The organism is Caulobacter sp. GW456-12-1-14-TSB4 (assembly GCF_059424195.1).
In genome coordinates, this window is record NZ_JBWKZF010000011.1 from 1 (window position 1) to 24,890 (window position 24,890).

The window sequence follows — 24,890 nt, forward strand, 5'->3', positions numbered from 1 at the left end:
GCTCCACATCCACAGCTTCATCCGTGTACTGCTGCATCACCGCTTCGAACTTCTGCTTCGCCAGATAGGCGAAGAGCAGTCCGTGCACACCGCAGACCACGATCAGCGCGATACCGAAGGGGCCCATACCCTTCTTGCGACGCGGGCCTTCCGAAGTGAGCGGATCGTAGTGGCGATGCTCGGGCGTTTGTTGTTCAGCCATGCAGCACCCCTACCTTAGCTATCATCCCGTCCAACGAGAGCCACGCTGTAGAAGCCGTTATCCTGGAGGGTGTTCATCACCTCCATGAAAGCCCCGTAGCGAACCTTTTCGTCGGCCCGGATGAAAATGCGCTCCTTGGACGGGTCACGCTTGCCAATGTTCTTGGCAATGTCCTGTCCCATCTCGTCCACCGTCGTCGGGAAATCCCCAATGAAGATCTGCCCGGACTGTTTGATCGAGATGTAAACCGGCTTCGGCGGGTTTGGAGATGCTTTCGCCACCGCCGGCGGCAGGTTCACTTCGACCGACACGGAGGCCAGCGGAGCGGCCACCATGAAGATGATCAGGAGCACCAGCATGACGTCCACGAAGGGCGTGACGTTGATGTCGCTGTTCTGTTCGACGTTGAACCTGTCGCCCCCACCGCCTGAGAGTTTGGCGGCCATGGGTGTTACGCCCCCTTGTCGAGCTGACGCGAGATGGCGTTCATCAGTTCAGCAACGAAACCTTCCGAGCGGGTGCCGTAACCCGAGATGCGGGTCTGGAAGTAGTTGTAGAAGATAACGGCCGGGATAGCGGCGAAGAGGCCGATACCGGTAGCCAGCAGAGCTTCAGCGATACCCGGCGCGACGACGGCCAGGTTGGTCGTGTTGGTGTTCGCGATGCCGATGAACGACGTCATGATGCCGTAAACCGTACCGAACAGACCGATGAACGGACCGGCCGAACCGACCGAGGCCAGGAACACCATGCCGCCCGACAGACGCTTAACCAGCGAAGCTTGCACCGCGCTGATGGCGTAGGTGGCGCGAGCGATGGTCGAGTCGCGGTGTTCGCCGCTGACCTGCAGGCCAGCTTGACGCGACAGTTCGACTTCCTGCGAGGCGGCGGCGGCCATGTCGGCCATCGGGTTGCCTTCGAATTCTTCCGACGAGCTGATGCGCGCGATGTCGGCGATCGAGCGAGCGCCGCGGAAGGCTTCCAGGAACTTGTCCGATTGCTTGTTCAGGCCAGCGAACTCGAAAATCTTGGTGAGCAGCAGCACCCACGAGAAGACCGAGGCCAGCAGCAGGCCGATCATGACGACCTTAACGACGGCGCCGGCGGCGAGGAACATGCCGACGGGGGTCAGCGAGTGGCCGCCCTTCTTTTCGCCTTCAGCTTCAGCGGCGTCAGCCGGAGGAGCTTCCGGAGCCGGGGTCGCGGCCGGAGCGGCGGCGGCGTCGGCGGGAGCGGCTTGCGTCGAGGAGGCGGCGGCCGGAGCGGCGGCGTCCTGGGCAAAGGCCGGGGCGCTCGCCATCAGCGCCATGGCGCCGACGAGAGCGATGAGGGGGGTCTTCCGTTTAATGTCGAGCATCTGTCGCCAGTTCCTGATTGGTCTAGCACGTTTGGACCGAGGGTCGTCGCGCGAGAGCGTGTCTACCCTAACTCTGAATAGCCCACCTGGAGGTCGATTGCTCTCCCAACCTGGCGGACCCGCTTCGCTGCGCTCGACCCGTTACGCCCCTCCGGAAGACCAGGTCCTCAGGAAGGATCGTTTCGAAGCGCGGGCAACCGATGCCCTTTTGGGGCTCCGGTCTTACCGCAATGTTAGAATTGCGGCTGTGGTCCTTTGGCAACCCCTTTTCGCACCGTCAAGGGGATCATTTGGGCACAAAAACGTCGTACACGGCCGCCGCGACCGGCTCCGCCGCAATGCACAAAAGGGTTTTTAGGAAATAAGGGCGGTTTTTCTCTGATACCGAGAAAAGTCATGCTGCACTGCAGCATTGCAATAAAACGCCGGTCGATGAAGAAAGGCGCCCGCCTGTTTGGCAGATGGTGCGTCAGACCTGCGGATCAACCGCTATCATGACGGGAAAACGACAAGACGACCGGCCTGGTTTCAGGGCGGTCCCAAAAGTCTGTCAGCTTTCGAGGGAAGTGGTGCCTGAGACCGGATTCGAACCAGTGACACGCGGATTTTCAATCCGCTGCTCTACCAACTGAGCTACTCAGGCATCTTGCGTTCGGCGGTCGAAACCGCTTCGGCGACCTCGCCTTGCAGCGAGGAGCCGGGTCTATAAGTGAGGCTGGAATGGATGTCCAGCGCCCTTTTTCATTCTCTGTGGACACTTTCCGACAGCGGATTCTCGTCGTCTTCGTCGGTCCCGGGGACGACGTAGCGATCGCTCAGCCAGCGTTGCAGGTCGACGTCCGAGCAGCGCTTGGAGCAGAAGGGACGGAAGGCGGCTTCGACCGGCTTGCCGCAGATGGGGCACCCCGTGCTCATGATGCGGACACCTCCAGGCGATCGACCGGCCAGTCGGATTGGGGTTCGACCGCGAATCTGCGGCCCAGGCGCTCGGCGACGCCGGCGTCCAGTTCAGCGGCGAAGGCCTCGGCCACGGCCGGTGCGCAGCGGGCGGTCAGGCGACCGCCAGGGTCCGCCCTGCCCTCGCGCTCCAGGGCCCGCGCCAGGCGACGGGCGATGTAGCGGGGATTCGCCGACCCGTTCTGGGTCAGCAGCCGGTCGAGAATCGGCGGCGCGCGGCGCGGCACGATCATCTCCAGCGTGCCGAACTTGCTGATCGCCCCGATTCCCACGCCCGGATTGTCCAGCGCGAAGGCGTTGCGGGCGGCCGTGGTCAGGGCCTGGCCGTCATGGCCGCGCCCGACCAGGTCGAAGACGACGATGCCGCCCAGCCCCTTCAGTCGCAGCACCCGCGCCGCGACGCTGAGCGCGGCCATGTTGGCCTGGCGGGCGGCGCGCTTCGAATCGGAGGATTCGCGGCCGCCCAGGTCGACGTCGACCGCCGTCAGGGCCCGCGTGGTCTCCACGGCGATGTCGCCGCCCCCCGGCAGGGCGAAGATCGTGGTCAGGGCGTCGGCCTCGGCCTCCTCGACGGCGAGGAGAGCCTTGTCGCCCGTCGTGGGCGAGCCGGCCTTCACATGGTGGCGCAGAAGCGCCTCGAGGGTCGGAGCGGCGTGCAGCACGCGCGGCTCGCCCTGCCCTTCGGCGACGAAGCGGGCCACGGCGGCCTTGTCGGCGCGCGAGGCGGTCTTGATCTCGATCTCGACCACCCCGCCCTCGACCAGCTTGGGCATGTCGGGCCGGATCGGCAGCAGCACGTCCTGGCCGCCCGGCAGGGCCACGAAGGCGGCGTTGAAGGCCTTCTCGATCGACTTGACGCGGGCCACGCCGCGCACGCCCTCGGCGTCCAACGGATCGTCGGTGGGCCAGGCGACGAACAGGCGCTCGGGGCGGCCGTCCAGGGTCACGACCCCGACCGTCTCGCCGACGCCCTTGTAGAGATAGGCGCGCCGCTCGCTGGCGGGCTTGGCGGCCCTATAATCGGACTTGTGATCGGCCCTGTGATCGGACTTGTGGTCAGGCTTGGCGTTCATGGCCGATACCCCAGGCCGCTCAGCAGGTTGAGGGTCTCGTACAGCGGCAGGCCCACCACGCTGGGATAGGATCCCTGCAGCTCGGTGATGAAGCCCCCGGCCATGCCCTGCACGCCGTAGCCGCCCGCCTTGCCCTTCCACTGGCCGCCTTCGACATAGGCGTCGCGCTCGGCGTCGGTCAGGCGCTTGAAGCCGACCTTGGTCTCGACCAGCCGCGCCCCCTCGCGACCGTCGGGGGCGATCAGGGCGACGCCGGTCAGCACCTTGTGGTTCCGACCCGACAGCAGCTTCAGGCAGTAGAGGACATCCGCCTCGGTTTCGGCCTTGGGCAGGATGCGCCGGCCGACGGCCACCACCGTGTCGGCGGCCAGGACGAAGTCACCCGGCGAGCGGGCGGCGACGGCGCGCGCCTTCTCCTGCGCCAGGCGCAGGGCGTGACGGCGCGGGGTCTCGTCGCGCAGCGGACTTTCGTCGATGTCGGCGGGATCGACCCGGTCGGGCGTGACACCGACCTGGGCCAGCAGGTCCAGGCGCCGGGGGCTCGCGCTGGCCAGCACCAGCGCCGGCTGGGCGGCCGTCTGCGATGCCATGCGCGCTTACTTGAAGCGGTAGGTGATACGGCCCTTGGTCAGGTCGTACGGGGTCATCTCGACCAGGACCTTGTCGCCGGCCAGCACGCGGATGCGGTTCTTGCGCATCTTGCCGGCGGTGTGGGCGATGATCTCGTGCGCGTTCTCAAGCGTCACCCGGAAGGTGGCGTTCGGCAGCAGTTCGCTGACCGTACCGGGAAACTCGAGCAGTTCTTCCTTAGCCATCAGGCCTCTCAAATGGAGCGAATCGAATAGCCACGAGGGCGCGCTGACAGTCGAGTCAGCGCGAGGCCCTTCGCGGCGAGGCGCCTCTATAGCGCATTCACCCCCCAAACGTCGATGGCGCGCCGAAACGTCGTTTGATTTGCTCGGCCAGGGTGTCGCGAACCTCCCTGTACGCCGCAAGTCGGGCCTCGCGCGAACCGTCCGTCAACGTCGGATCGTGGGTCGGCCAGTACTCGATCTCGACGGACCGGTCGCGCGACAGCTCCACCGCGCGGTGCTGAGCCTCGGGCGTCAGCGAGACGACGACGTCGAAGCTGTCGTCCTCCAGCTGGGCGAAGGTCTTGGGCTGATGGTCCGACACGTCCAGGCCCAGCTCGTCCATCACCACCACGACGAAGGGATCGATCCCCTCCCCGGCCGGATCCGGCTTCAGCCCGCAGGAATCGACGAACGCCCGCGTGCCGTAGAATCGCTTGAACAGCCCCTCGGCCATCGGCGAGCGCACGCGGTTGAAGTTGCAGGTGAAGAGCACCGCATCGGGCAGCAAGTCCGACACCGCGCCTCCTAGCCCCGCCAGTGCAGCGCGCAGATGAGGGTGAACAGGCGCCGGGCGGTGTCGAGGTCGGTCTTGACCTTGCCCTCCAGGCGCTCGCGCAGCAGGTTGGAGCCCTCGTTGTGCAGGCCGCGCCGGCCCATGTCCAAGGCCTCGATCTGTTGCGGCGTCGAGCTGCGGATCGCCGAGTAGTAGCTGTCGCAGATCAGGAAGTAGTCCTTGATCACGCCCCGGAACGGCGACAGCGACAGCAAGTGGCGCTTGGCGTAGTCGGGTCCGGTAATGTCGAAGGCCAGCCGGTTCTCGATCAGCGACAGCTTGATGTCGTAGGGCCCGCCCGACGCCTCGGCCGGCTCGAAATAGTTGCCGTCCAGCAGGTCGAAGATCGCGACCTGGCGCTCCTGCTCCTGGTCGCGCGACGCGGCCGCGAGGCTGTCCTCGTCGATCTCGATCGACTTGATCTTGTGGCTGGCGGAGTCGGCGTTGCTCATCTGTCGCGAGGTTCGCGCGTCAGTCGGCCGAAGGCAACCGGATCGACGCCGAGAGCGCGTGAGCCGGCAGCCCTTCGGCCTTGGCCAGCGCCACGGTGTGCGGTCCGAGGATGCCGAACGACGCCGCGTCGCACTTCACGATCGAGGTGCGCTTGATGAAGTCGTAGATCGACAGGCCCGACTGGAAGCGCGCCGCGCGGCTGGTCGGCAGCACGTGGTTGGAGCCGGCGACATAGTCGCCGATGGCTTCGGGCGTCAGGCGGCCCAGGAAGATCGCGCCGGCGTGACGGACACGGTCCGACAGCGCTTCCGGGTTCTCCATGGCGAACTCGACGTGCTCGGGCGCGATGGCGTCGACCAGGGCCGGGCTCTCGTCCAGCGGGGCGATGATCACCGCGCCGTGGTCGCGCCACGAGACGGCGGCGTCCTCGCCGGTGGCCAGGGTCCTGAGACGCGCCGTCACGGCCTCTTCGACAGCGGCGGCGAAGGCCTCGTCGTCGGTGATGAGGATCGATTGGGCGGCCGGGTCGTGTTCGGCCTGGCTCAGCAGGTCGGCGGCGATCCAGTCGGGATTGTTCTTGGCGTCGGCGACCACCACGATCTCGGACGGACCAGCCAGGGCGTCGATGCCGACCACGCCGTAGAGGCGGCGCTTGGCGGCGGTGACATAGGCGTTGCCGGGGCCGACAATCTTGTCGACCGGCTGGATCGGACCTGCCCCATAGGCCAGGGCGGCCACGGCCTGGGCCCCGCCGATGCGCCAGATCTCGGTGACGCCGGCTTCCCTGGCCGCCGCCAGCACGGCCGGCTGCAGCTTGCCGGGCGGGGTGACCATGGCGATGCGATCGACGCCGGCCACCTGGGCGGGCACGGCGTTCATCAGCACCGTCGAGGGATAGGCAGCGCGGCCGCCGGGGACATAGACGCCCACGGCCTCAAGCGGCGTCCAGCGCCAGCCCAGCTCGACGCCGGCCTCGTCGGTCCAGGCCTGATCGGCCGGACGCTGGCGGCTGTGATAGGCGCGGATGCGGGCGGCGGCGAAGGCGATGGCCTCGCGCACGTCGGCGGGGGTGTCGGCCCAGCCCTGCTCGATCTCTTCCGGCGTCACGCGGATGGTCTCGGCGGTCAGCTCGACCTTGTCGAACTTGCGGCTGAAGTCGAGCACGGCGTCCAGGCCATGGGTCTTCACCGCCTCCAGCACGCTCGCGGCGGCGGCGTCGACATCGGCCGGCGAGCCGCGACGCTCGTCGAGGAAGGCCTTGAAGGCGGCCTGGAAATCCGGGGCGGTGAAGGAGAAGCGGCGCATGGCCTGCTAGATGCGGGTTTTTGCCGGGGAGGCAAGAGAGAAAGCCCTGGCGCGGGCTTAGCGGACCTCACGCGCCCTCAATGGAAAGCCGTTTCGAAAAGCGCAGATATGTTCAAGTCCGAAGATTGCATCGCCAAAATTCAAGCTCATAAGTTGCATAATCAAAGCAAAGCTCTCGGGGGCGACGATGCGGAACGGTCTGGTGGTGTCTATGGTCGCGCTGATCTGCGCGGGGTGTGCGTCCAACCGGATGGACAATGATTGGTTCAGCACGGCCGGGACCCAGTTCTCGATCCGGAAGGACCCGATCGTCCCGGTGGGTCCGCGCGTGAAGGAGAAGGCTCCGAAGAAGGACGCCAAATCCGACAAGCCGAAACCCAAGCCCACCTACTACGACAATCCCAACCTCGAGAAGATGATCGCCAAGTACTACCAGCGGTCCATAGAGGCCGAGAGGCTGGAAGAGGCCAGGAGCACAGGCGGCGAGCAGATCGAGGCCAAGCCCCAAAGTCCCTACGCCAACGCCTTGATCGACTATCGCGCCGCCGGTTTCGACGCTTCGCGCGGGATTTGCGAATACGCGCTGAACCGGCTGGGCGAGGCCCACTCGGACTACCGGTTCGCCAACAAGTCGTTCAATGTCGGCTCCGGCGCGGTGTCCAGCCTGATGGGCATCTTCCAGGCCAGCGCCCAGTCGATCGCCGTGACCTCCACCAGCACCGCTTTGCTGCAGGCCTGGTCGCAGGATTTCGAAGAGTACGCCTATCTCACCGCGTCCATCGGCACGGTCGGCGAGAAGGTCAAGGCCGCGCAGGACACCTATCGCAAGGGTGTCGAGGGCTACGCGACCGATCCGGCGGCCGCCAAGGTCCCTGATGGCCCCAAGGGCAAGTACGACGTCATTCCGCCGCGCAGCTGGAGCGACGCGACGCTACAGATCCAGCAATATAACAGCTTCTGCCTGGCGACGGGCATGCGCGCCCTGATCGAGAAGGCGGTCGGCAAGGCCGACGTCTATTTCGACAAGGACACTGGCAGCGTCGAATTCTTCAGCACCCAGAACCTGACGCAGCTGCAGCTGGCTCTACGGCAGAAGCAACTCCTGGAGCAGCAGCGGCAAATCGACGACGCCCAGTGGCAGGTCACGGCGGCGGAGGCGAGACTCCAGAACGGCAGCGACACGGTTCAACAGGCGAAAGCGACCATCGCCAAGTTCGGCCCCGCGCTCCAGCTGAAGGGATTCTACGACACCGGAACCAATACGATCGACATGGCGAAGGTTCAGGCGGCGGTCACGACGGCAGAAGCCGCGGCCAAGGCCGCCAACCCGTCGGACGCCGGACTGGAGGCCAGCGCCGACGCCGCGGAACTCATGGCTCAGAACGCTCTGAAGGTTCAAAAGGCGCTAGCCGACTTGGCGCAGTACGACAGCCCGACCTGGCGCAGTACGACCAACCAGGAAATACAGGAGGCCAGGACCAACTTGCAGAAGCTTCAGGCGACGCTCGGCGCGCAGCCCGCCGCGCCAGTTTCTGCTCCCAATCCTGCGCCGCCGGCGCCTAAGCCCAAGTGACCGCCCTACCCCGCATCATCACCCCGTACACCGCCGCCGCGATCGCCAGACCGACAAACCAGGCGTAGGTGTAAAGGGTGGTCCAGAAGCCGCCGACGCCGCCGAACAGGTGCGGCGCGGCGGCGGCCAGGAAGCCTGGCAGGTTGGGTGCCACGCCCAGGACGAGCGCGATAATCGCCGCCGGATTCCAGCCGCCGCGATAGGCGTAGGCGCCGTCGCGGACATAGAGGTCGTCCACCGCCAGCTGGGTCTTCCGCACAAGCCAGTAGTCGACGATCAGGATCCCGGCGATCGGCCCCAAAAGCGCGCCGTAGCCGACCAGCCAGGTGAAGATGTAGCCCTGGGTGGTCTCCAAGAGCTTCCAGGGCATGATCAGCACGCCGATCCCGGCCGTGATCCAGCCGCCGGTGCGATAGCTGATCCTGCTGGGCCACAGGGCCGAGAAGTCATAGGCCGGCCCGACCAGGTTGGCGGCGATGTTGCAGCACACAGTGTCGAGGCTGATGATCAGCAGGCCCACGACCACGGCGATCCCACCGATGTCGCCGGCCAGCTGCACCGGGTCCCAGACCGCCTTGCCGAACACCAGGGTGGTGGCCGAGGTCGTCACCACGCTGACCAGGGCCAGCAGGCCCATCGGCGCGGGCAGGCCCACCGCTTGACCGATGATCTGGTCCGATTGGGTGCGGGCGAACCGCGTGAAGTCGGGGATGTTCAGCGCCAGCGTCGCCCAGAACCCGACCATGGCCGTCAGGGCCGGCGCGAAGACGCTCCAGAACTGACCGGCCTTGGGACCGCCTTCGACGAAGGCCGAGGGCTGGTGGAAGATGGGGCCAAGACCGCCGGCCTTGCCGACCGCCCACCAGACCATGAGCAGGCAGATCGCGACCTTGATCGGCGCGGTCCAGGTCTCCAGCTTGCGGACGGCGATAAGACCCTTGGTGACGAACAGCAGCTGAATGGCCCAGAAGGCGAAGAAGGCCAGCAGCTGGCCAAGGCCGATGCCCAGCAGCGGCAGCGGCGCGCCCTCCAGCTTCCGGCCGACGATGACGCCCAGCAGGGTCAAGAGCGCCCCGCCGCCGATCCAAGTCTGGATGCCGTACCAGCCGCAGGCGACGATCGCTCGCGCCACGGCCGGGACCCGCGCGCCCTTCCAGCCGAACGAGGCCCGCGCCAGCACCGCATAGGGCACGCCCCAGCGCGCCCCGGCGTGGCCGATCAGCAGCATCGGGACCAGCACCACCAGATTGCCCAGCAGCACGGTCGCCACCGCCTGCCCGGCCGACATGCCCTGCTCGATCAGGCCCGAGGCCAGCATGTAGGCCGGCACGCAGATGACCATGCCCAGCCACAGCGCCGCGAAGTGCCGCCAACGCCAGGTGCGCTGAGCCTCGCTGGTCGGGGCCAGGTCCTCGTTCCACAGGTCGCCGTCGGGTGTACTCATGCAGCGAAGCTTAGGCGCGCTTCGCCACCCGAGGCAATCGACGGAACGACGTTCGGCGGATCAGCCCAGCGCCGCGTAGGCCAGGGTCGCCAGGCCGCCGCAGAACACCACGCACAGCGCCACCAGGGTCGCGCGGCCCCAGTCGAAGCATGGCCCGCCGTGACGCAGCACCGGCGGCTCGGGCTTGGTGATGTCGCATGAACGGAAGAAAACCGGCTGGGCTTCCCCAGCCGCGTAGGACGACTTCCGGGCCATCTTCGGGCCTCCCTGACGAGCGCGCCTCTGATGGGCGCATGGCGTTAACTTAACGCCGCTCGCGTCTCAGGAGAATTGGCCTACTGATCACTACCGCGTGGGACGAATTCACGGCGACCGCCCTGCTTGCCAAAAGATCAGAAAAAAGGCGCCGCTCAAGGATCGAGCAGGCGCCTAATTGCTAGTCCGCGTGGCCCGGGGTCCGGGGTGTCGCCCAAGGATCAGAGACATCGGCCAGAGCCACGTCAAGGCAGTCCACCGACACTCGCATGTCGCCGCCGCCCGCGAAGGTCAGGGTGACGATACCGGCGGGCGCCTCTTCGGCTGGCTCGAAGCCGATCGACAGCAGCTCGACCACCGCGCCCTTGGCGTCACGACGCAGGTTGCGCCCTTGCACGCCGGTGACGTCACCGAACTGCAGGGCCGAGCGCACGCGCTCCCCCGACTTGCCCCCCCTTTGATCTTGGGAGGCTTCCCAGCGGAAGCGGTTGCAGGCGATGGTCAGGGTGCGCCCCTGGGCGTCCCAGCGGATGTCGCCGATCTTGGCGATGGCGTCCTGCAAGGCGGCCGACAGCACGCCGAGGTCGTCGGCGTCGTGGGCCAGCAGGCGCAGCGGCTTGGCGGTTTCAGCCATCGTCAGAGCTCCGGCTCGCCGTCGCCCTTGATGCGACGGACCTGGGCCCCGCAGGCGCCCAGCTTCTCTTCGAGGCGCTCGAAGCCGCGGTCCAGGTGATAGATGCGGCTGACCGTGGTCTCGCCGCGCGCGACCAGGCCGGCGATCACCAGGCTGACCGAGGCGCGCAGATCGGTGGCCATCACCTCGGCGCCTTCCAGCCGCTCGACGCCGCGCACGCGGGCCTCGCCGCCCGAGACCGAGATGTCGGCGCCCAGGCGCATCAGCTCGGGGGCGTGCATGAAGCGGTTCTCGAAGATGGTCTCGCGGATACGGCTCTCGCCGTTCGCGGTGGTCATCAGGGCCATGAACTGCGCCTGCAGGTCAGTGGCGAAGCCCGGGAACGGCGCGGTCTCGATATCCACCGCGTTCAGGCGCGAGCCGTTGCGGCGGATGATGCAGCCGTCGGCGGTGTGCTCGACGCCGGCCCCGGCCTCTTCCAGCTTGACCAGCAGGCTGTCGATCAGGCCCGGACGGGCGTTGGTCAGGCGCACTTCACCGCCGGCCATGGCGGCGGCGACGGCGTAGGTGCCCATCTCGATGCGGTCGGGGATCACCGCGTGGGTCGCGCCGTTCAGGCGGGCGACGCCGGTGATGGTGATGGTGGGCGTGCCCGCGCCTTCGACCTTGGCGCCCATGGCGTTCAGGCACTCTTGCAGGTCGACCAGTTCCGGCTCGCAGGCGGCGTTCTGGATCACCGAGACGCCGTCGGCCAGCACGGCGGCCAGCATGGCGTGCTCGGTGGCGCCCACCGAGACGATCGGGAAGACGATCTCCGCGCCCTTCAGGCCGCGCGGGGCCTGGGCGTAGACGTAGCCTTCGTGCAGGTCGATCTTGGCGCCCAGGGCCTCGAGGGCTTGCAGGTGCAGGTCGACCGGACGCGCGCCGATGGTGCAGCCGCCGGGCAAGCTGACCTTGGCCTGGCCCGAGCGGGCGACCAGCGGACCCAGCACGTTGAACGAGGCGCGCATCTGGCGGACCAGGTCGTAGGGCGCGAAACCGCTGGTGATCTCGGCGGCGTGCAGCAGGGTCTGCTGGCCGTCCGGACCATCGCTCTCGGTGACCTCGACGCCCAGGCGCGACAGCAGTTTGCCCAGGAAACGCGTATCCGCCAGGCGCGGCATGTTCGTCAGGCGCAGCGGCTCGTCGGTGAGCAGGCTGGCCGCCATCAGCTTGATGGCCGAGTTCTTGGCGCCGCTGACCGGGATCGATCCGTTCAGCCGCGCGCCGCCGGTGATGGCGATGCGATCCATTCAGGTCCCTCGAACGCGCGACTGTGGGGGTCGCCGCGCGGCTCTCATGTGAGGAGCGGGTTCTATCCGTTGCAAGAGGGCTTGCAAGGGCCGCCCGCCGAAATTCGCCTGTTAAATCGGGGCCGAGAGGTCGTAAGGCCGCTCGTCGTCCGGCCAGCGCAGGTCGTGGGTGGTGCTGGCCAGGTCGAGCGCCACCTGGGCCAGCTCGATCGCCTTGCGCGTCGCCGCCAGCGCGTCGCGCCCGAACGCGGCCTTGCCGACCTCGGTGTCGAACTGGCCGCCGTCGCCCGTCAGCCGCACGGCGACCGCCCAGTCCTGGCCTTCCGGATTCGCGAACGGCGCGGAGAGTTCGATGGTCAGCTCGACCCGCTCGCCGCCGCGATGAGTTATCCCCAGCAGTTTGCGAACGGCGATATACGGCCGAGGCGCGGCCGCCGCCGTCGCGACGGCCGGATCGGAATGGCCCGCCAAAGCCCCACGGGCCGCGGCTTTCCGCTTACGGAGGTTGGTCCGGAGCGCTTCGGCCAGCTTGGCCTCGCGGGTGGATTTGTCGTCGCTGATCGCCATGCGCCGGGGGTGCGGCGACAAAGATCGCGGGTCAAGACGATTTTGGGCTTGGCGTTCGCGATTCACCTCGCTATACGCCCCTCCTCTTCGCCGCGGTAGCTCAGTGGTAGAGCGCATCCTTGGTAAGGCTGAGGTCCAGGGTTCGAGTCCCTGTCGTGGCACCATGGGGATCCAAGCATAGCTTGGATCCCCACCATTCCCTGAAAACCCAATCGACTATGCGAAGAGCCGGCGGCTGATCGTCTCGGCGATCATGATCGTCGTCACGTTCGTGGCGACCGACGGGATGTCGGGCATGATCGAGGCGTCGATGACGCGCAGGCCCTCCACGCCCCATACCGCGCCATCGGCGTCGACCACCGCGCTCGGGTCGCCTTCCGGCCCCATCGGGACCGTCGAGGTCGGGTGGGCGTAGCTGTCGACCGAGGCCAGCACCGCCGCCTCCAGCGCCGCGTCGTCCTGAACGTGCTCGCCCGGCGTCATCTCCAGCTCGACCAGATCGCTGAACGGCGCGGTGCGACCGATCCGGCGCGACAGCCGCACCGCCTCCAGCATCCGGCGTAGGTCACTGGGGTCCTGCAGAAAGTTATAGCGGATCACCGGCGCGGCGCGCGGGTCGCGGCTGGCCAGGCGCACCGAGCCGACGGATTTGGGCAAGGTCACCGCGCAGGCCAGCACGATCGCGCCGCCCGTCGGGCTCTGGGCCGGATCGAAGATGTGCGTGCCCGAAACGTGCAGGTCCAGCTCACCCGCGTTCGCTTCGCTGGAGCGGGTCCAGACGATGGCGCCGGCGACCGGGTCCATGCCCTTGGCCTCGGGCTTGAGGGCATAGACGTTGTAGTAGAACGGATGGTCCTTCAGCCGCTCGCCAACGGGGGCGTCGACCAGCACCGGGATGTCCAGCGCGGCCAGGTGCTCGGCCGGGCCGATCCCCGAGCGCATCAGGATCGCCGGGCTGCCGAACGCCCCGGCCGACAGGATCACCTCCCCCGCCAAGATCGTTTCGCCGGTCAGCAGCAGGACGCCGGTCGCGCGTCGGCCGTCGAACACCACCCGATCGACCTCGGCCCCGCCGACGATGGTCAGGTTGGACCGGCGGCGGACGCCGTCGGTCAGATAGGCCATGGCGGTGTTGATCCGCTGGCCATCGACGATGTTCAGCGGATAGGGCGAGACGCCGTGCTGCTCAGCGCCGTTGAAGTCCTCGACGCGCGGCAGACCGACGGCTTCGGCGGCGTGCACGAAGGCCCGCATCGACGGGGTGTTTTCCGCCATCGTCCGCTGGCGGATCGGGAACGGACCCGCGCGGCCATGCCAGGCGTCGTCGCCGGTGGGCGTATTCTCCAGCATCTTGAACACCGGCAGGACGTCGTCGAACGACCAGCCCTCGATCCCGCGCGCCGTCCAGCGGGCGAAGTCGGAGGGCCGAGCGCGCATGGCCACGGCCGCGTTTACCGCCGAGCTGCCGCCCAGCACCCTGCCCCGGATCGCCGTCACATGGTCCTGGCTGCGATAGCCCCAGTCGTGGGCCGCGTCGCCGCCGACGCGGTTGGCGTTGGCCAGGACGTCCGGGAATTCAGAAGAACCGTAGGCCGGGCCGGCCTCCAGCAGCAGGACGCGGCGGGCCGGATCCTCGCTGAGCCGGCTGGCCAGCACCGCGCCGGCGGAGCCGCCGCCGACGATGACGACGTCGTAGGTCGTGTCGAAAAGGGTCATGACGGCGCTCCTCAGCGGGCGAAGGCTTGGGCGAGGAAGGCAGCGGTGGCGTCCAGCGCCGCGCGGCTGCTCTCCAGGTGGGCGACGTCCAGCTGGAAGACGTGGTGCATGCCCTCGAAGACCTGGAGCCGGACATCGACGCCCGCCTCGGCGGCGCGGTCGGCATAGCGGCGGGCGTCGTCCAGCAGGCGCTCGTCGGTCCCGACCTGGATCAGCAGCGGCGGCAGGCCGCGCAGATCGCCCCACAGCGGCGAGGCCATCGGCGCGGAGGCCGGGACGCCGCCCAGCACCTTGGCGGCGCAGTCTTGCAGATATTCGTAGCCAATCAGGGGATCGACCACCGCCGGGTCGGTCATCGACGCGCCGGTCAGGGTCAGGTCGGTCCACGGCGAGAACACCACGCCGGCGACCGGCTTCTGGCCTTGCTTGGTGAGCTCGGCCAGGGTGACGAGGCTGAGGCCGCCGCCGGCGGAATCGCCAATGACGGCGATCTCTTCGAAACCCTGAGCGACCAGGTAGCGCCAAGCGGCCAGGGCCGCCATTGGTCCGGCCGGCAGGGTCGCTTCCGGGGCCAGCGGATAGTCGATGACCAGGGCCGGAACGCCGGTGCGGGCGACGATCTGGCTGACGAAGCCGCGATAGGCCTTGGACGAGCCCAGGATGTAGCCGCCGCCGTGCAGGTAAAGGATCGCCCGCTTGGCCTCTGGCGCGGCGGTCCGCACCCACCAGCCCCAGACGGTCTTCTCGTCGACGGCTTCGACGCTGACGCCCTGCGCCATCGGACTAGCGCCGATGAAGGCGTCATAGGTGTCGCGGATGTCGCCGGTGGCGCTGCCCCAGAAGGCGGCGAAGCGGTCACGCAGGGCGGTCTCGCGGGCGCGTTCCTCGGGCGAGAGCGGGATGGTCTGGATGTCGGTCATCGGAAGTCTCCTCTGAAAGCAGGCAAGGTTCGGCCGTCCACGCGTCGCGAGGCGTCGCGCGGGGCCAGGTTCAGGTGTGGGGTGGGGCCGCTAGGGGTGGATCGGCGCCGCCGACAGCACCGCGAAGTGCGTGGGCTGGGCAGCGTTCAGGATGATCTCCACCGGCGCGCCGGCGGCCAGCATCGTGGCGCTACCGGCGGCCAGATCGCGGACCTCGTGGCCGCAGTGGACGCTCAAGGTCCCCGAGACGGCGTAGATCCAGGCCGACCAGCCGCGCGGCGCGGCGTGGGCGAAGCGACCGCCGGCCTCCAGCACGCCGTCCAGCAGGGTCATCGGCTCGGGCGTCTCGCCGCTGCGGTCGAGCACGACGCGGACACGATAACCCTGCCCTTCCAGCACCGGCACATCCTGCGCCTGGACGAGCACGGCGCGGGCCGGCGCCGACTTCAGGCGGAGCGGCAGGTCGACGAAGATCTGCAGGGCGTGGATGCGGGCGCCGGCCTCCGGCTTCTCCTCATGGGCCGCGCCGCTGGCGGCCGCCAGCCAGTAGAGGTCGCCGCCGCGCAGGGCGATGTCGTGGCCCAGGGTGTCGCGGTTGAGGAACGCGCCGCGCGAGTCCTCGAACATGGCCGTCACCGCCGAGATGCCCTCGTGCATGTGCGGCGCGAAGGTCGGGGCGGTCATCACGAAGTGATCGACCATCAGCAGCGGATTCATCCGGCCGCCGAACATCGCCGCCGAGAAGTGCTTGGCCGTGAAGCCGTGGCCGATGTTGTGGGTCAGGCCAGCGACCACGTCGCCCAGCCTGTCGGTGAGAATTGCTGTCGAGCCGTCCATGGCCGATCTCCTGGTGTCCGTTGGCGAACACCTTGAAGTTCGGCCCATCGGCCGAGAAGTCGTCCAGTTCCGAACCTAGCGTCCGACGGATTGGACGATCTACATCAGCACGGCCTTGGGGAATTCCGCCGCCAGATGGTCCAGGAAGGCCCGCACCGACGGCAGCACGCCCTGGCGGTAGGGGATCAGGGCGGTGATCGTGGCGTCGCCGGCGATCCACTCGGGCAGCACCCGCCGCAGCGCGCCCGACCGCACCGCATTGCGGCAGACATAGCCGGGCAGCGCCACCACCCCCAGGCCCCGGATCGCCGCCTGCTGCAGGCCGATCATGTCGTCGCCCAGCAGGCGCGGGGTCAGCGGCATGACGATCTCGTCGCGCGCCTGGCGCGTGTGACGCAGCTTCCAGACCGGCGCCACGCCCGAGCGCGCCATGAACAGCGAGGGATGGCCTTGCAGGTCCTGCGGCGTCTGGGGCGTTCCGTTGCGGTCCAGGAAGTCCGCCCCCGCGAACAGGTACCAGGGCGCGGGGGCCAGGGTGCGCTGGACGAGGTTGGAGTCCGGCAGCGGCTCGGAGTGCGCGCGGATCGCCACGTCGAAGTTCTCGCCGACGATGTCGACCGTGCGGTCGGTGGCATGGGCCGCGACATTGACCTTGGGAAACTTCACCAGGAAGTCGGCGATGATGTCGGCCATCGCCGTCTGCATGGTCGCCACGCCCGCCGTGCAGCGCACCGTGCCGGTCGGCTCGGAGAGGCGGTTGCGGATCACCGTCTCGGCCAGTTCGGCCTCGCGCAGCATGGCCACCGCGTGGCGATAGAAGTCCTCGCCCGCGTCGGTGACGCCGAACCGGCGCGAGGTGCGGTTCAGCAACCGGACGCCCAGATCGCCCTCCAGCTGCTGGATGCGGTGGCTGATCGTCGACTTGGGGATGTTCAGCGTGCGGCCGGCGGCCGTGAACCCGCCGCGATCGACCACGTGCACGAACAGGAGGAAGTCGTTCAGGTCCAGCATCGCGCCCTCATCGTCCGAACGATTGGACGCTGAGTTTCATTTCTGACGGCTTCTGGGCCGATGGTCCAGCCCGTAGCGTCCTCCTCATCGCACCGTTCAGGAGGACTTCCCCATGACCACCTTCGCTTACGACCCGCTGACCGCCGACAACGCCGCCCTGGTGCTGGTCGATCATCAGGTCGGCCTGATGACCGGCGTCCGCGACTACTCGACCGGCGAGCTGAAGCACAATGTCGTCGCCCTGGCCAAGGCGGCCAAGGCCCTGGGCCTGCCGATCGTGGTCACCACCACGGCCGCCGACTCCATGTGGGGCCCGGCCTTCCCGGAGCTGGTCGAGGCCCTGCCGGGGATCGAGATCATCGACCGCTCGTCGGTCAACGCCTATGACGACGCCCGCGTGGCCGCCGCCATCGACGCCACCGGCCGCCAGAAGCTGATCTTCGCCGGCATCTCGCTGGAGGTCTGCGCGGCCTTCCCGGCCATGACCGCCGTCGCCCGCGGCCGCGACGCCTATGTCGCCGTCGACGCCTGCGGCACCTTCAGCCAGACCAAGCGCGAGACCGGGCTCCTGCGCATGCAGCAGGCCGGCGTCGTCGTGTCGGACCACGGCACGCTGATGGTCGAGATCCTGAAGGACAACGCCCGCCCCGAGGCCGGCCCCGTCTACGCCGCCCTCGACATGCCCTGGGCCACCCTGGTGGGCCAGATCGCCCAGGCCTTCCGCCAATAACCTTCGAACAGGACCATCAGCCTTGACCAAATATCGTATCGCCATCGTCGTCGGCAGCCTGCGCCGCGACAGCATCAACCGCCGCATCGCCCGCTCGATCCAGGCCCTCACCGCCGACGTGCTGGACTGCGAGATCGTCGAGATCCGCGACCTGCCGCACTTCGACCAGGACGAGGAGAACGACCCGACCGCCGCCGTCACCCAGTTCCGCGAGCGGATCGCGGCCGCCGACGGCGTGCTGTTCTGCACGCCGGAATATAATCGCGGCGTCCCCGGCGTGTTGAAGAACGCCATCGACATCGGCTCGCGTCCCTATGGCCAGAGCGTCTGGGACAAGAAGCCGGCGGCGATCATCAGCGCCTCGCCCGGCGCCATCGGCGGCTTCGGCGCCAACCACCAACTGCGCCAGGCCTGCGGCTTCCTCAACATGCCGCTGATGCAGCAGCCCGAGGCCTATCTGGGCCGCGTCACCGACGAGGTGTTCGACGCGGACGGCGCGCTGACGGACGGACCGCTGAAGGACCTCACCGCCCAGGTCGCCCGCGCCTTCGCCGACTGGGTGGACCTGATCGTCCGCTCCCAGCGCCTGCTGGCCGAGGACACCGCCCACAACCCCAAGGCCCAGCAAGCCTAGGGCGCCGACGAACTGAGCCAGGATATTCAATCCCCCCGCGTCATCCGAGGTCGTCATGTCCGATACCGCCCTGAAATTCCCGCTGGTCCCGGCGTCGTTCTTCTCGATGGTGCTGGGTCTGGCGGGTCTGGCCAACGCCTGGCGGGCGGCGCACGCGGCCTGGGGTTTGCCGGCCGTGGTGGGCGAGGCGTTGACCGCCATCGCCTTCGCGGTCTGGCTGGTGGTGGCGGTGCTCTACGCCTTGAAGTGGGTCGTGGCTCCCGACATCGCCAAGGGCGAGACCGGCCACGCTGTGCAGTGCTGTTTCATCGGCCTGGGCGGTGTGGCGACGCTGCTGGTGGCGCAAGGGGTGCTGCCCTATTCGCATCCGCTGGCGGTCGCGCTGTTCGTTCTGGGCGCGGGGTTCACCGCCCTGTTCGCGCTGTGGCGCACCGGCATCCTGTGGCGCGGCGGACGCGATCCGGCGTCTTCGACGCCGGTGCTGTATCTGCCAATGGTGGCCGGCGGCTTCGTCACGGGCACGGTGGCCGCCGCCCTGGGCTGGCGCGAGTGGGGCGAACTGGCGTTCGGCGCGGGCTTCTTCACCTGGCTGGCCGTGGAGTCGGTGCTGCTGCACCGGCTGTACACCGCCGCCCCGATGGACCCGCCGCTGCGACCGACCCTGGGCATCCAGCTGGCCCCGCCGGCCGTCGGCGCGGTCTGCTACCTGTCGGTCACCGGCGGCAAGCCCGACCTCTTCGCCCACATGCTGCTGGGCTACGCCCTGCTCCAGGCGCTGCTGCTGGCGCGGATGTACCGCTGGATCGCCGAGCAGCCCTTCGCCCCCTCGTACTGGGCCTTCACCTTCGGCGCGACGGCGCTGGCGGGGGCCTCGATCCGCATGGCCAAGGCCGACCCCGCCAGCGCCTTCGCCGTGCTGGCCCCGGCGCCGTTCGTGCTGGCCAACCTGGTCGTGCTGGGGATCGCGCTGGGCACGTTGAAGCTGCTGCTGACCGGCAAGCTGGTCCCGATGAGCCAGCCGCCCGTGCGAGCCGCAGCCTAGTTGCTTCCACGCAAGGTCACCGGTCCCAGCAAGCCCGACGGCGACAACGGATCGTCGGCCTTGAACGGCTGGATCGGCGCGAAGGTGTAGGGTTTCGCACCCGGTTGCAGGTCGCCGATCATCCGATTGGCCCAGAAGTTGACGACCCGGATGCTGAGCGTGTTGCGGCCCGGCTTGAGGGCGTCGGTGACGTCCACGGCGTAGGGCGGCTTCCACTGGGTCGGCAGAGTCTTGCCGTTCAGAGTGACGGTGGCGAACTCACGCACCGCGCCGAGGTCGAGCTGGACGCGCCCCTTCAGCCAGGCGCGCGGGACCTGAATCGTCTTCTCGTAAGTGGCCGCGCCGGAATAGTAGCGCACGCCCGGATCGGCGTTGTCGGTCCACGAGGCTAGCTTCGGCAGCGTCACCGACGCCGGCGCGCCCCAGCCCGGCGCGAACGTCACGGTCCAGGGGCCGTCGAGGGCCTCAAGAACGGCGGAGGTCGTGGCCGGCGTCGATCGCGAGGCCTCCGAAGTCGGCGTCCGGAAGACCACGAACACGGCGTCGTACGGCGCCAGGGTCAGCGGGACCTCGGTGCGGCCGTCGCGCTGGGCGAAGTCGGCCGGCGCGCCCTGCCCGGTGTCGGCGCGCCACAGCTCGGGCGCCTTGCCGGCAATGCGGAACGACGGCGCGACCTTCAACGGCTTGTCGCTGGTGTTGGCGACGAAATAGACCTCGCCGTCGTCCAGCACGCGGCGAGTCCAGACGAGGTCCGCGCCCGCGCCCTTGACCGCCGGCGCGCCCAGAGCGGCCTCGACCGGTCCCGTGCGCACCGGACCGCTCCACAGCTTGTCGGCCAGCAGCTTCCACTCGAACTCGGCCACCGGACCGCCGGTCAGGGTCGGCGAGGCCTTCGGGCGAGCGCCGACGACCACGCCGCCGGCCGAGGTCAGCGCCTCAAGCGCCTTCAGCACCGGCAGGCTCATCCGCTCGACCCGCGCCGGGATGACCAGGGCCGCGTAGCTCGCGCCCGACGGCAGGACTAGGCGGCCGTCCTTGACGGTCATCCGCTGGATCAGGCTCTCGGCGTCCAGATAGTCGAAGTCCCAGCCCGCCGGCAGGTTCGGCTTGCCGCCCTCGATATAGGGCAGGCCCGTCGCCGCGCCCTCGCCCTGAAAGTAGGCGATGTCGGCCCCAGGCCGGCCCTGGCGCAGCATCCAGCCGCTGCGGGCCAGATAGTCGGTCCAGGCGCGCATCTCGCCCTCGGCCCAGGTCTCGTTGCGCGACAGGTGCTGGCCGTACTGGCGCAGGGTCATGCCGGGCTTGCGGTCGGTGAACGGCTGGTGAGCCGAGGTGTGCAGGACGAAGTGGTTGATCCCCTCGGCCATGTAGCGATCGACGATGCGCTTGTGCTGCCAGGGGCCGGTGCGCCACGGGTCCTCGCCCATGGTGGTCAGGGCCTCGGCGCCGACCAGGGGCTTGCCGTAGACGTGCGCGGCCGAGGCGGCTTCGCGGACGTCGGCCATGTGAGCGGCGGGCGGCGGCTTGCCCTCCGGATAGACCCAGAACTCGCCCATGGGGATGTCGACCCGGCCCTTGGCCTGCAGGCCATCGGCGATGGTCGGCAGGTCCACGCCCGGCGCCTCGGCGTCGTAGCGCATCCCCTCCTCGTGAAGGATCTTCGTGATCTCGGCGAAGTGGTGATCGGTCAGCAAATCGGCGATGGTGCGGCGATAGTCGGCCAGGAAGCGGTCGGAGGCCTCGGCGCTCTGCACCACCCGGCCCGCCAGCACCGGCAGCCACGGCGTCAAGGCGTAGCCGCGCCGGGTCTGGAACTCAGCGGCCATGGCCTCGGTCCAGTTCTGCTGCCCGACCTCCCAGCTGTCGGTGATGACGAAGCCCAGACCGTCCTTGCCGTAGAGGTCGCCCAGCTGCGCCTTCAGCGGTTCCAGCAGGCCCTTCATGTGGGCGCGGACGTGGTCGGCGTTCAGCTTGTCGACCTCCAGGCCCAGGCTCTCGGCGGCGGCGGGCGTGTCGCGGCGGCCGGTCAGCGACCAGCCGTAGCGCAGCACGCGCCAGCGACCGGCGGGGGGGATCCAGTCCAGGGTCCCGTCGGGCTTGAGGTGGCTCGTCAGGTCCAGCACGGCGGCAGGCGCGATGGCCGCGTCGGTCGCCGGGGTCGGGACGTCCCAGGCGTCGGTCAGCACGCCCCAGCCCGCCTTCTCCTGGAAGCGATCGACGCGGGCGTCGGCATGGATGGCGAACTCGGTGATCGCCGTAGGCTTGGTGTCGGCGGCCAGGCGCAGGCGGAAGACGCGGGCCGTGGTCTTGGCGAAGGCGAAGGTGCGCACCGGCAGGCCCTGGCGGACCTCTCCCGGCAGTGTCGCCAGGGTCCGGAAAGCCTGGCCGTCGTCGCTGGCCTCGACCACGCCGTTCGGGATCGCGCCATCGACGGCCACGGTCACCGCGCGGGCCTCGACCGGCACGGCGTAGCGCAGGACGACCCAGCCGTCGCCGGCCAGCTTCTCGATCGCCGGGGCGGCATAGGCGCCGTCGGCCAGCTTCACGGCCGCGACCGGTCCGGCGCTGGAGGTCGCTTCGGCGGCCGCCGGCGCAGCGTCCTCGCGCCAGGCGACCACCGCCACGTCCTGATAGAGCCTCGGCTCGGCGAAGCGGGCGGTGATCGGCAAGTCCTGGAACGGACCGCTGACGCCGGGCGGCGGAGCTAGGACGACCGGCCCCTTGCCGGAGACCACCGTCTCGCTCCAGACCAGCTTCTTCATCGCCTCCTGCGGCTTGACCCAAGGCCCGCCGGTCTCGCTCCAGCCGCCGCCGGCCTGCATGCCGAACTGCAGGCCCAGGCGCTTGGACTCTGCCGCCGCGTAACGCACCGCCGCCTTCCATTCGGGCGAGCCGTAGCCGACGCGCTTCTCCACATATTGCGGGATCGGCGGCGAGCCGAAGCCGATGTCGAACAGGATCGAGCCACCGATCCCGGCGCGCTTCATCCATTCCAGGTCGAGGTGGACGCCCTCCTGGGTGACGTTGCCATTGATCCACTGCCAGAAGACCTGCGGCCGCGCCTCGGCGGGCGGGGAGACAAAGCCGTCGCGAAGGGCGTCAGCGGCGAAAGCCAGATGGCTGACGCTCAGGGCCAGGATCAAACCGAGCGCGACCGGGCGTTTGTTCACGCCGCTTCTCCCTTAGTGGCTGGCGCTCCGAAGCGGCCGCCCGCACAATAGCGTCCAAGGCCGAAATTCAAAGCTGGTATGATGAGTATATCAGCTTGCCTTCCCCTACGGCGTCGCCTTTGATGGCGCAAAGCCAGGGAGGCTCCAGAATGCCTATCGATCGTCGTCTTTTCGCCGCCTCGGCGCTCGCCTTCTCCCTGGCCGGCGCGGTCGAGGCAGCCGATCGTCCCTGGTACACCCAAGGCGCCTTCGCCCCCACCGAACGCATCGCCATCCAGGTCACCAACGACCTCGACGAGGATCGCGTGGGGAGCCCCGTGGTGCTGACCCCGGCCCAGCTGCCGATGCTGCGCGGCGCCCAGGCCCTGACCGTCACCCTGGTCGATCCGGACGGCGCGCCCCGCCCTGCTCCCGACCACGAACGCCAGGCCCAGGACGGCCCGCACGGCCACCTCGTGGAGGCCAATGGCCGCGCCGTCGACTACCAGCTGGACGACCTGAACGCCGACGGCCTGTGGGACGAGCTCTTCCTGCAGGTCGATCTCAAGGCCCACCAGACCAAGACCCTCTACATCTATCGCGGCTTCCAGCAGCGGGGCTGGAACCCGCATCGCACCCACGCCGGCATCGGCAGCTACATGCGCCATACCGTGCCCTTCTGGGAGTCGGAGGCCGTCGGCTGGAAGCTGTGGTTCCCGACCGACGCCGACGTCTACGGCAAGCGCGCGCCCATGCTGATGTCGCCGCGTCTATATGGCGAGAACCTGGACGGCTACGCGGTGTCGCGGATCGACCCGAAGATGGGCTCGGACATCATGTCGGTGGACGACAGCTTCGGCGGCGGCGGCATCGGCGTCTTCGACGATCCAACCAAGCCCGACGTCGTCTCGCGCCCGCGCTTCACGCCCAAGTCCGACCAGGAGCACCGCTTCAACGGCAACGGCCTGACCGACACCCGCTACGCCTTCGAGGTGGTGACCAACGGTCCGCTGCGCAGCATGATCCGCGTCAAGACGATGAACTGGGACAGCGGCCGGGGTCGCTACGACGTCGAGCAACTCTACACCGCCTATGCCGGCCAGAACTATTCAACGGCCCGCGTGACCTTCAAGACCTTCGCCCCGAAGGGAAAGGGCGCGGCGTGGGCGGCCGGCATCCGCAAGCACGACCCCGAGCAGATCGCCTACCAGCAGGGCGGCGTCGTCATCACCGGCGGCAGCGAGCTGGTGCGCAACCCCGACGACAAGGAAGCCGTCCAGAACGGCCTGCGCATCGACTATGCCGGCTCGGCCCTGGTGGTGCGCGACGCCTACAAGCCGAAATACGTGTTCGGCGGCGACCGCCAGGGCAACCACCTCTTCAAGGTGGCGCCGACCAAGGACAACCAGTTCGAATACATGATCGCCGCCGCCTGGAGCGAAGGCCCGACCTTGAAGACCGCCGACGCCTTCAAGGCCTACGTGATCAAGTCCGCGCGGGAGTATAACTCGCCGGTGCGGGTCAGCGGCGTGGCGGCGGAGAAGCGGTAGGCGGACATTGGCGCGGCCAATGTCCGCGTAGGTCAGACTTGGGTGAACCCTCCATCCACGCAGAGATCGACGCCGGTCACAAAGCTGGAGTCGTCGGACGCGAGGAACAGCGCGGCTCCCGCGATCTCGTCCGGCCGGCCGAAACGGCCCATGGGGACACCGGCCGTCATGGCGTCTTTCCATTCGCGCGGCGCGGGCTGGGTGAACGGGGTGTCGATCGGACCGGGGCTGATGACGTTCACGCGGATGCCGCGATCCTTCAGCTCCATCGTCCAGGTTCGCGCGAAGGAACGAACCGCCGCCTTGCTGGCGCAGTAGAGCCCGGCGCCCGCCATGCCTTTCAGGCCCGCGATCGATCCGTTGAGGATGATGGAGCCGCCATCCCGCATCAGCGGCAGGGCCTTCTGGACTGAAAACAGCACGCCCCGGACGTTCACGCTGAACGTCGTATGGAAGTCGTCCATCGTGGCGGTGGTGACATGTTCGGTCGGGCTGGCGGGCGCGCCGGCGCTGACGAACAGGATATCGATCTGGCCTTTCTGGTCGCGCACCACGCTGTAGAGGCGATCGAGATCGTCATTGCGGGCGATGTCGCCTTGGACCCCGGTGACGTTGCTTCCGATCTCCTGCACCGCCTTGTCGAGCATCTCCTGCCGACGGCCGGTGATGAAGACATAAGCGCCTTCCGCAACGAAGCGCTTGGCCGTCGCCAGCGCCATGCCCGTGGTGCCGCCGATCACGACGGCCACCTTTCCATTCAACTTCGACAACTGTGAGCTTCC

At 68.4% G+C, this 24,890-nt stretch carries 25 protein-coding genes, 2 tRNA genes and 1 pseudogene; 6 read left to right on the forward strand and 22 right to left on the reverse strand.

What is annotated here, in order from left to right:
• The 11 genes and pseudogenes from AC07YH_RS12310 to hisD all read right to left on the reverse strand — a co-directional run.
• Positions 1-202: pseudogene (locus AC07YH_RS12310) on the reverse strand (energy transducer TonB); the annotation flags it as partial.
• A gap of 14 nt (positions 203-216) precedes the next feature.
• A complete protein-coding gene (locus AC07YH_RS12315) occupies positions 217-648 on the reverse strand; it encodes a biopolymer transporter ExbD (protein WP_494614982.1) in 432 nt (143 codons plus the stop codon).
• A 5-nt stretch (positions 649-653) separates the two neighbouring features.
• Positions 654-1,559: a MotA/TolQ/ExbB proton channel family protein gene (locus AC07YH_RS12320; RefSeq protein ID WP_494747276.1), complete on the reverse strand. Its 906-nt coding sequence runs from the start codon at positions 1,557-1,559 to the stop codon at positions 654-656.
• A gap of 567 nt (positions 1,560-2,126) precedes the next feature.
• Positions 2,127-2,202, reverse strand: a tRNA-Phe gene (locus AC07YH_RS12325).
• A gap of 98 nt (positions 2,203-2,300) precedes the next feature.
• On the reverse strand, positions 2,301-2,474 hold the full coding sequence (locus AC07YH_RS12330) for a DNA gyrase inhibitor YacG (RefSeq protein ID WP_494747277.1): 174 nt from the start codon (positions 2,472-2,474) through the stop codon (positions 2,301-2,303).
• Entirely contained in the window at positions 2,471-3,589 is a 1,119-nt protein-coding gene (locus AC07YH_RS12335; RefSeq protein ID WP_494747278.1) for a ribonuclease E/G, read from the reverse strand. Before AC07YH_RS12335 ends, AC07YH_RS12330 begins: the two co-directional genes overlap by 4 nt.
• Positions 3,586-4,179, reverse strand: a complete 594-nt coding sequence (locus AC07YH_RS12340; protein ID WP_494747279.1) for a Maf family protein — start codon at positions 4,177-4,179, stop codon at positions 3,586-3,588. Before AC07YH_RS12340 ends, AC07YH_RS12335 begins: the two co-directional genes overlap by 4 nt.
• A 6-nt stretch (positions 4,180-4,185) precedes the next feature.
• Positions 4,186-4,404: a translation initiation factor IF-1 gene (gene infA, locus AC07YH_RS12345; protein ID WP_035044427.1), complete on the reverse strand. Its 219-nt coding sequence runs from the start codon at positions 4,402-4,404 to the stop codon at positions 4,186-4,188.
• A gap of 97 nt (positions 4,405-4,501) precedes the next feature.
• On the reverse strand, positions 4,502-4,960 hold the full coding sequence (locus AC07YH_RS12350) for an arsenate reductase/protein-tyrosine-phosphatase family protein (protein ID WP_494747280.1): 459 nt from the start codon (positions 4,958-4,960) through the stop codon (positions 4,502-4,504).
• 8 nt (positions 4,961-4,968) lie between these two features.
• On the reverse strand, positions 4,969-5,448 hold the full coding sequence (locus tag AC07YH_RS12355; RefSeq protein ID WP_494747281.1) for a UPF0262 family protein: 480 nt from the start codon (positions 5,446-5,448) through the stop codon (positions 4,969-4,971).
• A 19-nt stretch (positions 5,449-5,467) separates the two neighbouring features.
• On the reverse strand, positions 5,468-6,754 hold the full coding sequence (hisD, locus tag AC07YH_RS12360) for a histidinol dehydrogenase (protein ID WP_494747282.1): 1,287 nt from the start codon (positions 6,752-6,754) through the stop codon (positions 5,468-5,470).
• 187 nt (positions 6,755-6,941) lie between these two features.
• Here hisD and AC07YH_RS12365 point away from each other — a divergent pair, with 187 nt between their 5' ends.
• A complete protein-coding gene (locus AC07YH_RS12365) occupies positions 6,942-8,327 on the forward strand; it encodes a hypothetical protein (protein WP_494747283.1) in 1,386 nt (461 codons plus the stop codon).
• Here AC07YH_RS12365 and AC07YH_RS12370 read toward each other — a convergent pair.
• From AC07YH_RS12370 to AC07YH_RS12390, 5 genes are all read right to left on the reverse strand, one after another.
• Complete coding sequence (locus AC07YH_RS12370; protein WP_494747284.1) at positions 8,314-9,771, reverse strand: NCS1 family nucleobase:cation symporter-1; 1,458 nt, start codon at positions 9,769-9,771, stop codon at positions 8,314-8,316. The genes AC07YH_RS12365 and AC07YH_RS12370 overlap by 14 nt on opposite strands.
• A gap of 60 nt (positions 9,772-9,831) precedes the next feature.
• Positions 9,832-10,026 carry a hypothetical protein gene (locus AC07YH_RS12375; RefSeq protein ID WP_494747285.1) on the reverse strand — a complete coding sequence of 65 codons (195 nt, stop codon included), beginning with the start codon at positions 10,024-10,026 and terminating at the stop codon, positions 9,832-9,834.
• Between the two features lie 181 nt (positions 10,027-10,207).
• Positions 10,208-10,660 carry a DUF2948 family protein gene (locus tag AC07YH_RS12380; RefSeq protein ID WP_494747286.1) on the reverse strand — a complete coding sequence of 151 codons (453 nt, stop codon included), beginning with the start codon at positions 10,658-10,660 and terminating at the stop codon, positions 10,208-10,210.
• A 2-nt stretch (positions 10,661-10,662) separates the two neighbouring features.
• Complete coding sequence (gene murA, locus AC07YH_RS12385) at positions 10,663-11,952, reverse strand: UDP-N-acetylglucosamine 1-carboxyvinyltransferase (protein ID WP_494747287.1); 1,290 nt, start codon at positions 11,950-11,952, stop codon at positions 10,663-10,665.
• Positions 11,953-12,063: 111 nt separating this feature from the next.
• Positions 12,064-12,519, reverse strand: coding sequence for a hypothetical protein (locus tag AC07YH_RS12390; RefSeq protein WP_494747288.1), 456 nt, complete (start codon positions 12,517-12,519; stop codon positions 12,064-12,066).
• 89 nt (positions 12,520-12,608) lie between these two features.
• On the opposite strand from AC07YH_RS12390, the gene AC07YH_RS12395 reads away from it, so the two are divergent.
• Positions 12,609-12,683: transfer RNA gene (locus tag AC07YH_RS12395), tRNA-Thr, on the forward strand.
• Positions 12,684-12,735: 52 nt separating this feature from the next.
• Here the strand turns inward: AC07YH_RS12395 and AC07YH_RS12400 are convergent.
• The 4 genes from AC07YH_RS12400 to AC07YH_RS12415 form a co-directional block, all read right to left on the reverse strand.
• On the reverse strand, positions 12,736-14,235 hold the full coding sequence (locus tag AC07YH_RS12400; protein WP_494747289.1) for a GMC family oxidoreductase: 1,500 nt from the start codon (positions 14,233-14,235) through the stop codon (positions 12,736-12,738).
• Between the two features lie 11 nt (positions 14,236-14,246).
• Positions 14,247-15,155, reverse strand: coding sequence for an alpha/beta hydrolase (locus AC07YH_RS12405; protein ID WP_494747290.1), 909 nt, complete (start codon positions 15,153-15,155; stop codon positions 14,247-14,249).
• A 90-nt stretch (positions 15,156-15,245) separates the two neighbouring features.
• Positions 15,246-15,992, reverse strand: a complete 747-nt coding sequence (locus tag AC07YH_RS12410) for a pirin family protein (RefSeq protein ID WP_494747291.1) — start codon at positions 15,990-15,992, stop codon at positions 15,246-15,248.
• Between the two features lie 99 nt (positions 15,993-16,091).
• The gene (locus tag AC07YH_RS12415; protein WP_494747292.1) at positions 16,092-17,003 is read right to left on the reverse strand and encodes a LysR substrate-binding domain-containing protein; all 912 of its coding nucleotides are present in this window, start codon (positions 17,001-17,003) and stop codon (positions 16,092-16,094) included.
• A gap of 112 nt (positions 17,004-17,115) precedes the next feature.
• Here AC07YH_RS12415 and AC07YH_RS12420 point away from each other — a divergent pair, with 112 nt between their 5' ends.
• From AC07YH_RS12420 to tehA, 3 genes are read left to right on the forward strand one after another with little or no spacing between them, the layout of a single operon-like run.
• Positions 17,116-17,733, forward strand: a complete 618-nt coding sequence (locus AC07YH_RS12420) for an isochorismatase family protein (RefSeq protein ID WP_494747293.1) — start codon at positions 17,116-17,118, stop codon at positions 17,731-17,733.
• Between the two features lie 22 nt (positions 17,734-17,755).
• Complete coding sequence (locus tag AC07YH_RS12425) at positions 17,756-18,367, forward strand: NADPH-dependent FMN reductase (protein WP_494747294.1); 612 nt, start codon at positions 17,756-17,758, stop codon at positions 18,365-18,367.
• A 55-nt stretch (positions 18,368-18,422) separates the two neighbouring features.
• The gene (gene tehA, locus AC07YH_RS12430) at positions 18,423-19,409 is read left to right on the forward strand and encodes a dicarboxylate transporter/tellurite-resistance protein TehA (RefSeq protein ID WP_494747295.1); all 987 of its coding nucleotides are present in this window, start codon (positions 18,423-18,425) and stop codon (positions 19,407-19,409) included.
• Here tehA and AC07YH_RS12435 read toward each other — a convergent pair.
• A complete protein-coding gene (locus AC07YH_RS12435) occupies positions 19,406-22,579 on the reverse strand; it encodes a glycosyl hydrolase (RefSeq protein ID WP_494747296.1) in 3,174 nt (1,057 codons plus the stop codon). The genes tehA and AC07YH_RS12435 overlap by 4 nt on opposite strands.
• A 149-nt stretch (positions 22,580-22,728) precedes the next feature.
• Between AC07YH_RS12435 and AC07YH_RS12440 the strand changes: the two genes are divergently transcribed.
• On the forward strand, positions 22,729-24,108 hold the full coding sequence (locus tag AC07YH_RS12440; RefSeq protein ID WP_494747297.1) for a DUF4861 family protein: 1,380 nt from the start codon (positions 22,729-22,731) through the stop codon (positions 24,106-24,108).
• A 32-nt stretch (positions 24,109-24,140) separates the two neighbouring features.
• Here the strand turns inward: AC07YH_RS12440 and AC07YH_RS12445 are convergent, their stop codons facing one another.
• Positions 24,141-24,878, reverse strand: coding sequence for an SDR family NAD(P)-dependent oxidoreductase (locus AC07YH_RS12445; protein WP_494747298.1), 738 nt, complete (start codon positions 24,876-24,878; stop codon positions 24,141-24,143).
• Between the last annotated feature and the right edge of the window lie 12 nt (positions 24,879-24,890).

What these genes read in the sequence shown, in the direction of transcription:
- AC07YH_RS12315 (WP_494614982.1), bottom strand. Translation starts at nt 648, where the DNA reads ATGGCCGCCAAACTCTCAGGCGGTGGGGGCGACAGGTTCAACGTCGAA.
- AC07YH_RS12320 (WP_494747276.1), bottom strand. Translation starts at nt 1,559, where the DNA reads ATGCTCGACATTAAACGGAAGACCCCCCTCATCGCTCTCGTCGGCGCC.
- AC07YH_RS12330 (WP_494747277.1), bottom strand. Translation starts at nt 2,474, where the DNA reads ATGAGCACGGGGTGCCCCATCTGCGGCAAGCCGGTCGAAGCCGCCTTC.
- AC07YH_RS12335 (WP_494747278.1), bottom strand. Translation starts at nt 3,589, where the DNA reads ATGAACGCCAAGCCTGACCACAAGTCCGATCACAGGGCCGATCACAAG.
- AC07YH_RS12340 (WP_494747279.1), bottom strand. Translation starts at nt 4,179, where the DNA reads ATGGCATCGCAGACGGCCGCCCAGCCGGCGCTGGTGCTGGCCAGCGCG.
- infA (WP_035044427.1), bottom strand. Translation starts at nt 4,404, where the DNA reads ATGGCTAAGGAAGAACTGCTCGAGTTTCCCGGTACGGTCAGCGAACTG.
- AC07YH_RS12355 (WP_494747281.1), bottom strand. Translation starts at nt 5,448, where the DNA reads ATGAGCAACGCCGACTCCGCCAGCCACAAGATCAAGTCGATCGAGATC.
- hisD (WP_494747282.1), bottom strand. Translation starts at nt 6,754, where the DNA reads ATGCGCCGCTTCTCCTTCACCGCCCCGGATTTCCAGGCCGCCTTCAAG.
- AC07YH_RS12365 (WP_494747283.1), top strand. Translation starts at nt 6,942, where the DNA reads ATGCGGAACGGTCTGGTGGTGTCTATGGTCGCGCTGATCTGCGCGGGG.
- AC07YH_RS12370 (WP_494747284.1), bottom strand. Translation starts at nt 9,771, where the DNA reads ATGAGTACACCCGACGGCGACCTGTGGAACGAGGACCTGGCCCCGACC.
- AC07YH_RS12375 (WP_494747285.1), bottom strand. Translation starts at nt 10,026, where the DNA reads ATGGCCCGGAAGTCGTCCTACGCGGCTGGGGAAGCCCAGCCGGTTTTC.
- AC07YH_RS12380 (WP_494747286.1), bottom strand. Translation starts at nt 10,660, where the DNA reads ATGGCTGAAACCGCCAAGCCGCTGCGCCTGCTGGCCCACGACGCCGAC.
- murA (WP_494747287.1), bottom strand. Translation starts at nt 11,952, where the DNA reads ATGGATCGCATCGCCATCACCGGCGGCGCGCGGCTGAACGGATCGATC.
- AC07YH_RS12390 (WP_494747288.1), bottom strand. Translation starts at nt 12,519, where the DNA reads ATGGCGATCAGCGACGACAAATCCACCCGCGAGGCCAAGCTGGCCGAA.
- AC07YH_RS12400 (WP_494747289.1), bottom strand. Translation starts at nt 14,235, where the DNA reads ATGACCCTTTTCGACACGACCTACGACGTCGTCATCGTCGGCGGCGGC.
- AC07YH_RS12405 (WP_494747290.1), bottom strand. Translation starts at nt 15,155, where the DNA reads ATGACCGACATCCAGACCATCCCGCTCTCGCCCGAGGAACGCGCCCGC.
- AC07YH_RS12410 (WP_494747291.1), bottom strand. Translation starts at nt 15,992, where the DNA reads ATGGACGGCTCGACAGCAATTCTCACCGACAGGCTGGGCGACGTGGTC.
- AC07YH_RS12415 (WP_494747292.1), bottom strand. Translation starts at nt 17,003, where the DNA reads ATGCTGGACCTGAACGACTTCCTCCTGTTCGTGCACGTGGTCGATCGC.
- AC07YH_RS12420 (WP_494747293.1), top strand. Translation starts at nt 17,116, where the DNA reads ATGACCACCTTCGCTTACGACCCGCTGACCGCCGACAACGCCGCCCTG.
- tehA (WP_494747295.1), top strand. Translation starts at nt 18,423, where the DNA reads ATGTCCGATACCGCCCTGAAATTCCCGCTGGTCCCGGCGTCGTTCTTC.
- AC07YH_RS12440 (WP_494747297.1), top strand. Translation starts at nt 22,729, where the DNA reads ATGCCTATCGATCGTCGTCTTTTCGCCGCCTCGGCGCTCGCCTTCTCC.